Consider the following 13,457-nt stretch of genomic DNA (forward strand, 5'->3'; position numbering starts at 1 on the left):
CAGCGTGATCAGCAGAAATCACGGAGAACATAACAGTGGAACCGATTCTTGTTTATGGCTTCCCGGCCGGAAGCTCGATGGGGCTTGTCGCCGCCCTCGAATGGCTTGGCAAACCCTATCGATTGTGCCGGGTCGATATGCTCGGCGAGATGCGCGACCCTTCCTATGCCCGCATCAATGCCCGGCATGAAACGCCGGTCCTGATCACGGATGCAGGGCGGGTGCTGACCGAGACGATGGCGATCGCCGGATGGCTCGAGGCAAGAGACAGCGAGCGGCGCATCAGCTTCGCACCGCTTTCGCCGGAAGCAGACCGGATGCACCAGCTGATGGGCTTTGTTAACTCGGGATTCACCAGCGCGTTCTCGCCGCTATGGGCAGCGATGGAGATGGCGAAACCGAACCCGCAAATGCAGGCATCGCTGCGTGAGTTCGGCGCCGCGCGGGTGATCGAGCGGCATGACAGGCTCGAGGCCATGATCGGGGATCAGCCTTTTCTCATGGGTGAGCGCCCGACGCTGGCCGATGGACTTCTGGTCGGCGTCGCGCGATGGCTCGATTTCCATCAGGTCACTGATCCCTCACGCTGGCCAAAACTCGCCGCCCTGCGCCGGCGCATTGAGGCCGACCCCGCCGTGATCTATGCAACGTCGTTGGAGAATGGCGGCATCGGTTCGGGAACGGGCGCTTGTGCCGGCCACATCCCACTCGCGGATGTTATCGAGCGGTTCGGCGACTGAGGTCACGAGCACGGCCCGGCAGCATCATCCTCGGTGTTGGTAAAAACAAACAGGGCGAACCGTCGACGAACGGGCACGCGATGCTCGCCGGGCTAGTCGAATGCTACGCCGACCCTGTACTCCCTGCGCCAAACGACATGGCAAAGCAGCTTCAATCCGTCCTCAGGGAGGATCAATGCGAATTCATTGGGAATACGGATCAGGTCCGGAAAATCCAGCGCCGCGCCCGTAGCGGATAGATCGCGAACGGTACAAGCATACTTGTCGCCGCCATACTCGATTTTGGCGGCCTTCATAACACGCACACGTGGCGCAATCCGGGTTTCGACCATCGCGAAAACTCCGCGAGACATCAAAGGAGACAGTATCCAAAAAGGGTACTATGCAGCCGAAAGATTAAATATTCGGGAATTTCCGGGCTGCCGGCCCGGCTGGTCGCCGAAATAGTCTTCATGTGACGCAAATCGCGAGCGCAGGCCGGGATTAGGTGGCGCCGAGCCGATGGCGGCGGCGGGGCTGCCGGAGAGGTGAGCCCACGGCATTCGGTCGCGGGGCCGAAGCCCCGCGCAGTGCACCCGTGACGAACGACCGCAAGTGAGGTCCGGCTTTACTTCCACTTCGCCAGATAAAACCGCGGCAGTTCGTCCGGATACGGCGTGAAATCAAGCTGCTTGGAATGGCCATAGGTCGTCACATAGGTATGCAGCGGCGCCCAGTAGGCCTGCTCGGTGATCTTCTTGATTGCCGCCGAATAGGCCTCCTTGCGCACCTCGGGGTTAATGGATGATCCGCCTTGCAGCAGCCACTTCTGCACGTCGGGATCGCGCGCATAGTCGTCGGCGCCGCCGTCGAAGTAGTTCGGCAGGATAGCCGAGACGTCGTTGATCGAGTAGCTGCCCCAGCTTCCGAGATACGCGCGCAGCTCACCCGCTTTGGCACGCTGGATCAGCGCCGCCGTCTGGAGCTGATTGAGCTTGGCGCGGATACCGACCGCATGCAGGTAGTTCTGGACCGACGAGCCCCATTGCGGCAGCACGTAACTGGCAAGCTCGACATCGAAGCCATCGGGATAACCGGCCTCGGCCAGAAGCTGCTTCGACTTCGCCGGATTGTAGTCGTAGGTCACGGCTGCTTCGGCATCGCAGCCGAATTGCGACGGGAAACACGGCGCTGCAGGAACGCGGCTGCCGCCGGTGACCAGCTTGTCGGCGATCGCCTTGCGGTCGATCGCGTGCCAGATCGCCTGACGCACCTTGAGCTTGGTCAGCGGATTGTCGGCCCCGGTGCGGCCGCCAGCATCCATCGAGAGAAAGCCGATCCGCATCGATTCCTTGCGCACCGCCTGCAGATGCGGCATCCGGTTCACAGGCTCGAGCTGATCCGGGTTCATGTTCCAGATCCAGTCGGCACGGCCGGCGAGCAATTCCGTCATCTCGGTGCCGGCATCCGGTACGAAGCGCACGCTCATCTTCTTGATCGCAGGCTTGCCCTTGGGGCTGCCGGCCCAGTAATCCTCGAACCGCTCGAAATCGATGGAGACGCCGGACTCGACCTTGGTGATCTTGTAGGGACCCGCGCCGACCGGCGCCTTGGCGTAGCCTTCGGCACCGACCTTCTCACGATAGGCCTTGGGATAGATCGGCAGCACCAGCGCGAAATATTCCAGCGCCGCGGGGTTCGGCCGCTTCAGCTTGACGCGCACCGATAGGTCACCGGTCTTCTCCGCCTTGTCGATCCAGTTGTAGTTCGACGGCGTCGACACGCGGCTCGCCGGATCGGCCACGATGTTGATGGTGTAGACGACGTCGTCGGCAGTGAACGCGCTGCCGTCATGGAATTTTACGCCCGGCCGCAGCGTGAACTCGATCGTGGTCGGATCCGGAAACTTCCACTCGGTTGCGAGCAGCGGCTCGAGCTTGAAGGTATCCGGGTTGCGGTAGACCAGCGCGTCCCAGCCCTGATGGTGCATCACCACGCCGGTGCGCAAATTGTTGTAGAAGGGATCGACGTTGGGAAGCGCGTCGCGCATCACGATCCGCAGCGTGTCGGCGGATTTCTGAGCTGTCGCGGGCACCGCACCGGCGCCGAGCAGAGCTGCCGCCAGAATGGCAGCACCGAGTTTGTTTTGCATACGCATATCGCCCTCCATTATCAGTGTTTTGTGAAGTGGCGTGAAGCACGCCTTATGCCAGATGACACTCTACCATTCCCAGGGGCGGCCGGACCATGCGTGTTGGTGCCTCATGGCGGCAGCGTTCGACCGCGATGCGGCAGCGGGGATTGAACCGGCAGCCCGGCGGAATATTGGCCGGATCCGGCATGGCGTCGCCGAGGCCGATGTCCGGCACACCCTTGCCCGGCTCCGGTGTCAGCACACTTTCCAGCAGCACCTGCGTATAGGGATGCCGGGGCTCGCGAAATAGCGCGTCGGTTTCGTTGCGCTCGACGATCCGGCCGAGATACATCACCGCGACCTCGCTCGCGACGTGTTCCACGACGGCGAGATTGTGGCTGATGAAGAGGTAGGTCAGCCCGAGATCGCGACGCAGATCGGCCAGCAGATTGAGGATTTGCGCCTGCACCGAGACGTCGAGCGCGCTGGTCGGCTCGTCGCAGATCACGATCCGCGGCTCCAGCACCAGTGCGCGCGCAATCGCGGCGCGCTGGCGTTGCCCGCCGGAGAGTTGCGCCGGCATGCGCTCGCCCATCGCGGCCGACAGGCCGACACGCTCGAGAATGCCTGCGACCCGGCGCTCGATCTCGCCGCGCGAGAACGTGCCCTGGGCGGCCAGCGGCAGGGCGACGATGTCCTTGATGCGCCGGCGCGGATTGAGCGAAGCGAACGGATCCTGGAACACCGGCTGGATCAGCCGGGCGCGCGCCTTGCGGTCGAGGTCGAACAGGCGCTTGCCGTCGACCAGAACGGTCCCTGCCGTCGGCTTGAGCAACCCGAGGATCATGCGCGCGAGCGTGGATTTGCCGCAGCCGGACTCGCCGACGACGCCGAGCACGCTGCCGGCCGGTACGCTGAAGGTGACATCGTCGACCGCGACCACGCGCTTTTCCGCCGACATCAACCCGGTGTTGACGCGGAATTCACACCGCAGGTTCTCAACCTCGATCGCGGCGGTCATGCGGGTTGCAGCTCCGCCCAGTCCGGCTCGAGCCGGCAAAGATAGTCGTGCGCGTCGCCCGCCTGCCGCCGCGGAATTGCACGCGCGCATGTCTCGTCGGCATGGGCGCAGCGCGAGCGAAAGGCGCAGCCGGCAAAGCCCGCCCCGATCGCCGGCACCACGCCGGGGATCGAACCAAGCGGCCGGTCGCGCTGCACGCGGCCCGGCACCGGCACGCAGGATAGGAGACCGCGCGTATAGGGGTGTTGCGGCGCGCGGAACAGTTCCGCGGTCGTCGCGCGCTCGACCACCTCGCCGGCATACATGACAGACACATGATCGGCGACGCGCGCGACGATGCCGAGGTCGTGGGTAATCAAAAGGATGGACAGACCGAACTCGCGCTTGAGGTTGGCGAGCAGCCGCAGGATCTGCGCCTGCACCGTGACGTCGAGCGCCGTGGTCGGCTCGTCGGCGATCAGCAATTCGGGATCGCACATCAGCGCCATCGCGATCATCACGCGCTGGCGCAAGCCGCCCGAGAGCTGGTGCGGGAACTGGCCGAGCCGCATGCCGGGCGCGGTGATGCCGACGCGGCCCATCAGTTCGGCGGCGCGGTCCAGCGCCGCTGCCCGCGAGCCTCCCTTGTGGCGCGTCAGCACTTCCGCCATCTGCGAGCCGATCGTGAAGGCGGGGTTGAGGCTGGTCATCGGCTCCTGGAAGATCATCGCCATGCGATTGCCGCGCAGGCGCGCCATCTCGCGGTCCGATAGCGAGGTGAGGTCAGTGCCGGCAAAGCTCATCCGTTTCGCCGAACGGTGGCCGCCGCGCGCGAGCAGGCTCATTACCGCCAGCGCGGTGACCGACTTGCCGCAACCGGATTCACCGACCAGGCAATGGGTCTCGCCCTTCTCGACCCGGAACGAGGCGCCGCGCACCGCCGCGGTGCGGCCGCCGAACGTCACCTGGAGCTCATCGACTTCCAATAGCGCGCTCATCGTAGCCGCTCCGCACCGAGCAGATTGCGCAGTCCGTCGCCGACTAGATTGATGCCGAGCACCAAAACCAGCAGCGCGACGCCGGGGATCATGATCACCCAGGGCGAAAAGAACATGTAGTCCTTGCCCTCGGCGATCATCAGCCCCCAGGACGGCAGCGGCGGCGGCACGCCGAGTCCGAGGAACGACAAGGCGGCTTCGAGCAGGATCGCCAGCGCCATCTCCAGCGTTGCCACGACGGCGAGATGACTGGCGATGTTCGGCAGGATCTCCTTGATGAGGATATGCGACGTCGAGGCGCCGGCGCACCAGGCGGCGCTGACATAATCGTGGTTACGGACCTGCATGGTGGTGGCGCGGGCCACGACGGCGAAGCGATCCCATAACAGCAGCCCAAGGGTCGCGACGACGAGCCCGAGGCCCGATCCCATCAGCCCGACCACCGCGAGCGCGACCAGCACGACGGGAATCGATAATCGCGTCGTGATGGCAAACAGCACGACATCATCGACGCGGCCGCCGAAGAATCCGCCGAGCACGCCGAGCGTGATGCCGATCAACCCCGACGTGATCACCGTCATGATGCCGATCAACAATGAAATGCGTGCGCCATAGACCAGCCGCGCCAGATAATCCCGCCCGAGCTGGTCGGTGCCGAGCAGATGCCCCGCCTGGCTGCCTTCCATCCAGAACGGCGGCTTGAGACGGTTGCCGAGGTCCTGCGTGAATGGATCCTGCGGCACCAGCGCATTGCCGACGAGCGCGGCGGCCAGGACGATCGCGACGATGGCGATCCCGATCGCAAAGCCGGCGGTGCCGATGCGCGAGCTACCTGTGCTCGAAGGCTGCGGCGCCTGAATGGCAATCGGTTCGCTCATCCGGTCCGCAGCCTCGGGTCAAGCAGCGCATTGAGGATGTCGGCCAGCAGCGTGAGGCCGATATAGAACACGGCGAGCACCAGCACCACCGCCTGCACGACGGGAAAATCATTCTTGGCGATGCTCTCCCAACCGAGATAGCCGACGCCATGCAGCGCGAATACCGTCTCGATGACGATCGAGCCGCCCAGCATGAAGCCGAGCTGGACCGCGGCAATCGATACGACGGGAATGGCGGCGTTGCGCAGCGCGTGCTTGAAGACGATGCGCGCCCGCGACAGGCCTTTGGCGCGCGCGGTGCGGATATAGTCCGAGGCCATCGCCTCGATCATTCCCGAGCGCGTCAGCCGCGTCAGCGCCGGGATCGCCGTGAAGGCGAGCACGATCCCCGGCATCACGAAATGCTGCCAGGTGCCGGTGCCCGATATGGGCAGGATGCCGAGCTGCAGGCCGAGCACGATCATCAGGATCAGCGCCAGCCAGAAGCTCGGGACTGCCTGTCCCACCATCGTGAATAAGGTCACGCCGCGATCGAGCCAGGTGTTCTCGCGAAGCGCCGCCAGGATGCCGAGCGGCAGCGAGATAATCAAGGCGAGGCTGAGGCCCACCAGGCCGAGCGTGACCGTGATCGGCAGGCGCTTCTGGATCAGGTTCGCCACGCTGTCCTTGAAGAAATAGCTCTGGCCGAAATCGCCGACCATGGCGCGGCCGGTCCAGGCGAAGAACTGGACGTAGAGCGGGCGGTCGAGGCCGTAGGCCTTGCGGATGATCTCGACGTCGGCCTGCGTCGCCTGCGGACCCGCGATCGACACCGCGAGGTCGCCGGACAGCCGCGTCAGCAGGAACGCAAGCGTCATCACGGTGAGCGCAACCAGCACACCGAGAACAAGACGCCGGGCAATCAGACGCAACATATATCAGGACTCCACGACCGACCCGGGACGCGCATTCTCAGATCGGCCGCCATACAACAAGGCGAACGTAACGGTGTCATCAAACAGTTGTCCCTTGCAAGAGAGGCGGCGATATTCGTGCAGGGTGTGCACGTCTTGTAATGTTGGCCTCACCTAAGATCGATTCGGGCCGCGGCTCGCTGCCTGCCGCGTTCCGATCGAGGCGTTTGAGAAACGTGGTGCGAGCGTTGCGCCCGTACACGCCATGGAGGCGAATGCAATGTGCATGCCATCGCAGGAGTTCTGACGCCAGATTAGCGCAACGCCCTCGCGCCCAAAAAATCAAACGAAATCAATGGCCTTGCTTCGGAGCGGCGGCCCTCCCGGAGCAATTGGGGGCACGAAGAGCGGCGAGCGATCAATGGCTCATCTGCTGCTGCGCTTGATTTAGCCGGATCAGATCCCCGTCCGTTGTCTGGACGAAATCGGCGTAGTGAAGCAGCATCCAGCTCAGCATGGAGCGGGTTTCAGCTCAACGTGCGAGGCCCTTGAATAATCCGATGCTCACGCGCATTCCCTTGCCGGGGGCGCTGTCGACATAGAAATCCGCTTTGACGTTCTCCGTCAATGTACTGAGCATGAGTGCTGAAAGCTTCCCGGGCACAGGCCACTTAGCGCCTTCAGCAAGTCCGTTCCCGTCGTCTGCCACCACGACCCGATAGTAGTTGTCGCGCTCCTGCAGGCATCTGACTGTCAATGTGCCAGATTCATGTCCATCAAAGGCGTACTTGAATGCATTCGTCAGCAGTTCATTGACGAGAAGCCCCACGGGCATCGCCACGTTGATTGAAATCGGAGCTTGGTCGGCTTTGAGGTCCAGTCTGACGCCGTCAAGACCGTGAGTACGCGTCACTGCGGACGCAATTTGCGTAAGATACTGGCCAAGATCGACGGTTTGACCAAGACCGTCGCCGGAAAGTTCTCGGTAGAGAATGGCCAATGATTCGATGCGTCCAGCCAGACGATCCAGCGCCGCCCGGTCAGCGCTGTCTTGATTGCGAATATCAAGGCGAATGAGGGCGGCGATCAGTTGCAGATTGTTCTTTACTCGATGCTGCAACTCCTTCAGCAAAAGATCCTTATCGCGCAATTGCCGCTCAAATTCCTCACGCTGCGATTTTGCGCGCTCGGTAATGTCAATCAGCGCGACAATGCGGTAGTCCTCCGTTCCATCCTCGTTTTGGATCACGCCAGCAAATGCATCTACCAATAGGTGCTTCGGCTGCTCGCGTTGAAATGTCCCGATAAAGTCATCGCAGTTGAGTAGCGACTTCGTGAAGGTGACATCAGGCTGTCCTTCGAGCGTGAACGACTCCAGGACCGACCAACCGCTTCCCTTGATTTCCGAGGCGGTTTGTCCCGTCAGCGCCTCATAGGACTTGTTCGCAAAAATTATGCGCTGGTCTCCACTGATTATTTTGGAGATGACGACCGCGATCGGTAAGCGATCGAGGAACAGTCTGAATTCGTGGGAGTTGATCGCTTCTGTGATATCGAGCGCATCGAACAGGTCATTGACCTGCTGCGAAGCGGACGCGGAACCCTGTTCTGGGTCACCCATTTTACCTGTCCTGATTGCGGCCGGGATTCGCTCCTGTCCCGCTATCCATGTAGACCGCACGTGGAGAATAATAAGGCTCTGGCGCATCAACGCCAGTCAAATCCGGTGCGGCGGCGCGCGACCGCACCTTGGGGCCAAGGGAAGGGTCGTGGAAAGGTCGTCTGCCGAAGCTGCTTCGGGGCGACATTTGTCGCGATATCGAGATATCTCTCGGTTCCCGGACCACCGCGGTCGAAGCAGCCGGAGCCGCGGACCATGCAAATCTCTACCGGCGGCCCGCCGCCGCGATGCCGAGCGGCAAAGCCGCGAGCGGTGACTGCTTAACCGGCGTTTGCTCCTGTGCCGGAAGACGCAGCAGAGCTGCCGATTCCCTCGTGCCGTACACGAGCATCGTCGCCGACCCGATGAGCAACATCAGGGCTGAGACGATAACGGCGAGGAAGATCCGTTCCATGAACGGTCAATGAACGGCAACGACGCACGTTCCGTCATACTTGAGTATAGCAGCCAAGCGAGGCTTTCTTCCGCCGGCCGGCAGATCGAGGGACGTCCAGAACGTGCCGGGTTCGGCTTGAATTCGCGATGGTAGCCGCGCTCAAAGGCAAGCGGGGCGAGCGGCCGCCCCTGCCGATCTTGGTCGATTTGCGGCGAGCTATGAATGGCTCAGCTGCTGCTGCGCTTGCTTGAGCAGGCGGATCACCTCTCCGTCGGTCGTCTGGGCAAAGTCGGCATAGTAAGCACCGACGGCGTAGAACGGATCGGGGGTCAGGAGACACACGACCTCGTCACATTCCGTCGCGACTTCATCGAGACTGTCCCGCGGAGCGACCGGCACGGCGAGAACGAGGCGCCGCGGCCGGCTTTGTCGCACGCCTCGCAGCGCCGCCTTTACTGTTCCGCCGGTGGCGATGCCATCGTCGACCACGATAACGGTGTGCCCGCTGGTATCGGCGGCGAGTTGCTCGCTGCGATAGAGAAGTCGACGGCGTTCGATTTCGGCGAGTTGCCGCTTCTGTTCCGCGGCGATGTAGCCCGGCGGCGGAGCGACCATGTCGACGACCTCCCAATTGAGCACGAGTTGCGGATTCCGGCCGTCGACCACGGCACCGATGCCAAGCTCCTCATGCCCGGGTGCCCCGATCTTGCACACCAGCAGGAGGTCGAGCGGCGCGGCGAGCGACTTCGCGACCTCGAAAGCGACGGGAACGCCGCCGCGCGGCAGCGCGAGAACCAACGGATTGGCGTCACGCAAGTGCGCAAGCGCCGCCGCGAGCTGGCGCCCGGCCTCACGTCGATCGCTGAAGCTGTCCTGTCCAATCGTCATGGGCGCTCCTTTGCGAGCGACAGACTGCATCTGCTATGTCCAGAGCCCGAATGCCGGGGCGGGAGCTTCTCGTTGTGAGCCCGCAGCCGGTCGGCTGCGCCGCAGGCGCTGCCGATCCGGCTTGCCTGCAGCACCGAAACAACCGGGATTTCCGTTGAGCGTTCCAGAGATTGGACTGGCGGATACAGTGCTTCATCGACGAAACCGAGCGTCAAAAAAAACCCCGCCATCCGCATTCTAGCGAGATGACGGGGCTTTCGGAGCATTCACCTTCTTATTGATTGAAGGTTACCTGCTCCTTGTCTCGATAACTCTCAGGACGCGGTTACGTTCCGAAGAATTCAAAAAAATGGCTGTCCCGAACGAATAGAGGTCGGAACCCGGAACGGAACACGTCGCGCGTAAGTCCTCTCTGGTGCATGTCTAGTGCATGCTCTAGTGCATGCGATTCCCGACAGGTTTGCCTTTCAGGCCGTCGTGCGAGTGCCTGAGGTCGAGCGTCGGCTTTGGCTGCTCTCTCACAAAGCTCTTTGCCATCTCTCCCGGGCCGCCTTTTGCAATCGTGGTTCCGCCATCGGCGAATATCAGCGCTCCCGTCAGGAAACTCGCTTCATCCGAGGCTGCGAAGGCGAATACATTGGCCATCTCCTCGGGCGTGCCGCGCCGGCCGAGCACCGTGCCGGCAACGGTCTGCTTTTCCATTTGCGCATCCATTGGTCCCGTCTCCTTGTGCGTCCAGGCCGTGTCGATCGGGCCCGGGCACACGCACAGCGCACGCACGCCGTACTTGCCCTGCTCGTAGGCGACGCCCCGCATGAAAGCGTGCAGAAAACCCTTGGAGCCGCCGTAGGGCGCAGCCGTCGGCTCACCCATCTCGCCGGCTTCCGAACCGGTCGAGATCACGACACCGCGCGAACGTTGAAGCTGCGGCAGCGCGAACTTGGTCATCAGGAACGCGGAACGGACGTTGTTCCGAACGATGTAATCGAACATCTCGACGGAATGATCCTGACATTCGGCGATTTCGGGAAACACGCCGGCATTGTTGATCAGAATGTCGATCTTGCCAAACGCATCCGCCGCCAGAGCGACGCAGGCCTGGGCGTCTACTTCGTCCGAGAGATCGCCGAGAAATGATTCGGCCGCGCCGCCGCGCGCCCGGATCGCCCGGACGACGTCATCCACGGGATCCTCGGACAATCCGGCGGCCACGACTTTCGCGCCTTCTCTTGCGAACTTGTGCGCGATGGCTTCGCCAATACCGGTCCCCGCCCCCGTCACGATCGCTATCTTGCCGTCCAGCCGACCCGCCATCTGTTGTCTCCGATTGCGTTGATCCGAGCGTTGAACGCCGTCGTACAAGCAGTGTTCCACCGTTTCGGCCGCGGCGCCGACGGCGGGCGGATGCTGTGGCTCAAGAAACGGCCCCCGGACGAGCTGGCAGGTTGTTCGGCCAACACTCGATTCGACCTCTCCACTGCAGCTGCGGGGGCAGATATTTTATCGACGCGCCTTCGCAGTCGGTTGCGAGATGTACTTCAACGCGCCCCGCGCCGCTTCGTCCTCCGAGCGGCCGAGGTCGGCCAGCGCGACGACCCCGACGAGCCGCTTGTCTCGGTTGAGAACAGGCAGGCGCCGCACCTGATGCTTGGCCATGATCTGCGCGGCGGCTTCGGCATCGTCGTCGCCGAAGCAGTAGCAGATACCTTCGGACATCACCTCTCGAACCGTCGTGTTGCCGGGCGACCGCTCCTCGGCGACCGCTCGCACCGCGATATCCCGGTCGGTGACCATACCGATCAGACGGTTGTTTTCGCCGACCGGGAGGGCACCGATATTGTCGGCCTTCATGCACTTTGCAGCATCACGAATGGTCATGTTGGGATCCGCGATGCGTACCGCCGGCGTCATGATTTCCCGGACCTGCATGGCTGGTCTCCTGAAGCTGACGAACCTGCAAGCTAACGCCGGCAGTTTGGGCTTGTTTCGCGGATACTCGGGGAACCGCTGAAGGCGCGGGTCGGGCGCGGCAACACGTCTTTCCGGCGATCCGAGCCGAAACTGTTCCACTCTGCTCAGGTCAAAGGTAGCGATCCGGCGCGAACGGTGCGACGTCGAAAGGAGGCGGCGTGCCGCCGATCATGGCGGCGATGGCGGCGCCGGTCGCAGGCCCCGTCGTGAAGCCGATGTGCTGATTGCCGAAGGCAAGCCACAGGCCGGCATGCCGGGACGCCGCACCGATCATCGGCAGGCTGTCGGGCAGCGTCGGACGCGAGCCGCGCCACGTTTCGCCGACGGCATCGCCGAATTCGACTACGCCGCGCGCGAGCGGAACGACCTGATCGAGCTGGGCGAATGAGGAAGGCGCATCGCGGCCGGTCAGTTCGACGCCTGAGGTGACGCGAATGCCCTGCTCCATCGGCGTCATGATGAAACCGCCGTCGATGTCATAGATAGGACGCTGTAAAGCACGTGCCGGGTTCGGCTTGAATTCGCGATGATAGCCGCGTTCAAACGCCAGCGGCACGCGATAGCCGAGCGGCCGCAAAATTTCCGCGGACCAGGGTCCCAGTGCGACCACGACATGGCGCGCCGAAATCTCGTCGGCGGTCAGCAGCACCCGCCAGTGGTCGCCCTCAGGCACGATCGCCCTGATATCCGACTGCCTGACATCGCCGCCCGCACTCGCGAACATCCGCGCATAGGCCTTGACCACCGCGCCCGGCGAATCGACCGAGGCGGTCTGCGTGTGCAGCAGACCCGTTTTATAGACAGGCACGATATCAGACTCGAGTGCGGAGATGGCCTGGCGGTCGAGCAACTCGCTGGCGATGCCGTATTCGGCCAGCAGGGCCTGCTCCTGCTTCGCCACCGCGGCGGCATCGCTGCGCCACGCCTTCAGCCAGCCGGTCTCGCGGATGCGATGCCCCGCTTCCGCTTTCACGATCCATTCCCGATGCAATTTTGCCGATGCGCCGATCAATCCGTGCAGCGCGGTCGCCCGCGGCCTGAAACGCGACGCGGTCGAATCGGCCAGAAAGCGCGCGACCCAGCTCGCGTTCTGCACCGCCCAAAGCGGATTCCACCGCAATGCCGCGTGGCGGTTGGTCAGGTATTTCGGGAGCGACTTCCATAGCGACGGATTGTTGAGCGGTGTGATCGAGCCACTGCTGATGATGCCGGCGTTGCCATAAGAGGTCTCGCTGCCCGGCTCGCGGCGGTCGATCAGAACGACCGACATTCCGCGCTGCCGTGCGGCGTAGGCTGTCGATACGCCGACGATGCCCGCGCCGAGCACCACGACATCCGCTTTGTCTTCCGACATCGATTTTCCGAATATTTTCGCCAAGGAGATTTCACATCATGGTCGGCCCGCCGCCGACCGGCAACACTAGAAAGTTCCTTTCCCAACAAATGATCACCAAAAGGCCGCATGTGAGTCCGCAACCTTTTTGGTTGCCGTGGCTTTGTGCACCGCGACGTTCGTCGCATTCCAGCCAACCTTCATAGGAGTTGACTATATGGCTGCACTACTCGGAAACCTGCTTGGTACCGTCGATGGCCTGCTTGGAACCGCCACCGGCGTCCTTGGCGGCGCAAGCGCAAGCGGTAGCGCCTCTGCCAGCGCCAGCGGCACGGCGGATCTGTCCAACACGCTCCATCTCGGCGCGTTGATTGAAACCAGCCCGAGCATCGACCTCTCCGCCGGGCTCGACGGTATCGATGCCTCGGTTTCCGCGCCGACCCTGGTCGGTGCCAGCGCAGATGTCGGCCAGCTCGATGCCGGCGGCCTGCTCAACGGCCTCGTCTAACTCCAATTTGAGTCCAGACATTTTCGAAAACGCGCGGCGTGGGGAACGCATCCCCACGCCACGTCATGGCCGCCTGCA

The 13,457-nt window shown here is 63.0% G+C and carries 14 protein-coding genes; 2 read left to right on the forward strand and 12 right to left on the reverse strand.

The features are described from left to right. The first annotated feature begins 35 nt into the window (after positions 1–35). The gene (locus tag V1279_RS31325; RefSeq protein WP_334444054.1) at positions 36–740 is read left to right on the forward strand and encodes a glutathione S-transferase family protein; all 705 of its coding nucleotides are present in this window, start codon (positions 36–38) and stop codon (positions 738–740) included. A 92-nt stretch (positions 741–832) separates the two neighbouring features. Here V1279_RS31325 and V1279_RS31330 read toward each other — a convergent pair whose 3' ends face one another. The 12 genes from V1279_RS31330 to V1279_RS31385 form a co-directional block, all read right to left on the reverse strand. Next, positions 833–1,072: a PilZ domain-containing protein gene (locus V1279_RS31330; protein ID WP_334444057.1), complete on the reverse strand. Its 240-nt coding sequence runs from the start codon at positions 1,070–1,072 to the stop codon at positions 833–835. A 275-nt stretch (positions 1,073–1,347) separates the two neighbouring features. Continuing rightward, complete coding sequence (locus tag V1279_RS31335) at positions 1,348–2,877, reverse strand: ABC transporter substrate-binding protein (protein ID WP_334444060.1); 1,530 nt, start codon at positions 2,875–2,877, stop codon at positions 1,348–1,350. 46 nt (positions 2,878–2,923) lie between these two features. Further along, positions 2,924–3,874 carry an ABC transporter ATP-binding protein gene (locus V1279_RS31340; RefSeq protein ID WP_334444063.1) on the reverse strand — a complete coding sequence of 317 codons (951 nt, stop codon included), beginning with the start codon at positions 3,872–3,874 and terminating at the stop codon, positions 2,924–2,926. After that, the gene (locus V1279_RS31345) at positions 3,871–4,851 is read right to left on the reverse strand and encodes an ABC transporter ATP-binding protein (RefSeq protein ID WP_334444065.1); all 981 of its coding nucleotides are present in this window, start codon (positions 4,849–4,851) and stop codon (positions 3,871–3,873) included. Before V1279_RS31345 ends, V1279_RS31340 begins: the two co-directional genes overlap by 4 nt. Further along, positions 4,848–5,729, reverse strand: a complete 882-nt coding sequence (locus V1279_RS31350) for an ABC transporter permease (RefSeq protein ID WP_334444067.1) — start codon at positions 5,727–5,729, stop codon at positions 4,848–4,850. The genes V1279_RS31345 and V1279_RS31350 overlap by 4 nt, the downstream gene beginning before the upstream one ends. Continuing rightward, positions 5,726–6,643, reverse strand: a complete 918-nt coding sequence (locus V1279_RS31355; RefSeq protein ID WP_334444071.1) for an ABC transporter permease — start codon at positions 6,641–6,643, stop codon at positions 5,726–5,728. Before V1279_RS31355 ends, V1279_RS31350 begins: the two co-directional genes overlap by 4 nt. 511 nt (positions 6,644–7,154) lie before the next feature. Further along, positions 7,155–8,243 (reverse strand): sensor histidine kinase, encoded by a 1,089-nt coding sequence (locus V1279_RS31360; protein WP_334444074.1) that lies wholly within the window; start codon positions 8,241–8,243, stop codon positions 7,155–7,157. Between the two features lie 265 nt (positions 8,244–8,508). Beyond that, positions 8,509–8,697, reverse strand: a complete 189-nt coding sequence (locus V1279_RS31365) for a hypothetical protein (protein ID WP_334444077.1) — start codon at positions 8,695–8,697, stop codon at positions 8,509–8,511. Between the two features lie 198 nt (positions 8,698–8,895). Continuing rightward, positions 8,896–9,567, reverse strand: a complete 672-nt coding sequence (locus V1279_RS31370) for a phosphoribosyltransferase (protein WP_334444079.1) — start codon at positions 9,565–9,567, stop codon at positions 8,896–8,898. Between the two features lie 435 nt (positions 9,568–10,002). Next, positions 10,003–10,881: an SDR family NAD(P)-dependent oxidoreductase gene (locus V1279_RS31375; RefSeq protein WP_334444081.1), complete on the reverse strand. Its 879-nt coding sequence runs from the start codon at positions 10,879–10,881 to the stop codon at positions 10,003–10,005. Between the two features lie 186 nt (positions 10,882–11,067). Next, positions 11,068–11,637 carry a CBS domain-containing protein gene (locus tag V1279_RS31380; RefSeq protein ID WP_334444083.1) on the reverse strand — a complete coding sequence of 190 codons (570 nt, stop codon included), beginning with the start codon at positions 11,635–11,637 and terminating at the stop codon, positions 11,068–11,070. Between the two features lie 10 nt (positions 11,638–11,647). Then, positions 11,648–12,892, reverse strand: a complete 1,245-nt coding sequence (locus V1279_RS31385) for an NAD(P)/FAD-dependent oxidoreductase (protein ID WP_334444086.1) — start codon at positions 12,890–12,892, stop codon at positions 11,648–11,650. 196 nt (positions 12,893–13,088) lie between these two features. Here V1279_RS31385 and V1279_RS31390 point away from each other — a divergent pair, with 196 nt between their 5' ends. Next, entirely contained in the window at positions 13,089–13,379 is a 291-nt protein-coding gene (locus V1279_RS31390) for a hypothetical protein (RefSeq protein ID WP_334444089.1), read from the forward strand. The last annotated feature ends 78 nt before the right edge of the window (positions 13,380–13,457 follow it).

The organism is Bradyrhizobium sp. AZCC 1610, assembly GCF_036924515.1.
Classification (GTDB): Bacteria; Pseudomonadota; Alphaproteobacteria; order Rhizobiales; family Xanthobacteraceae; genus Bradyrhizobium.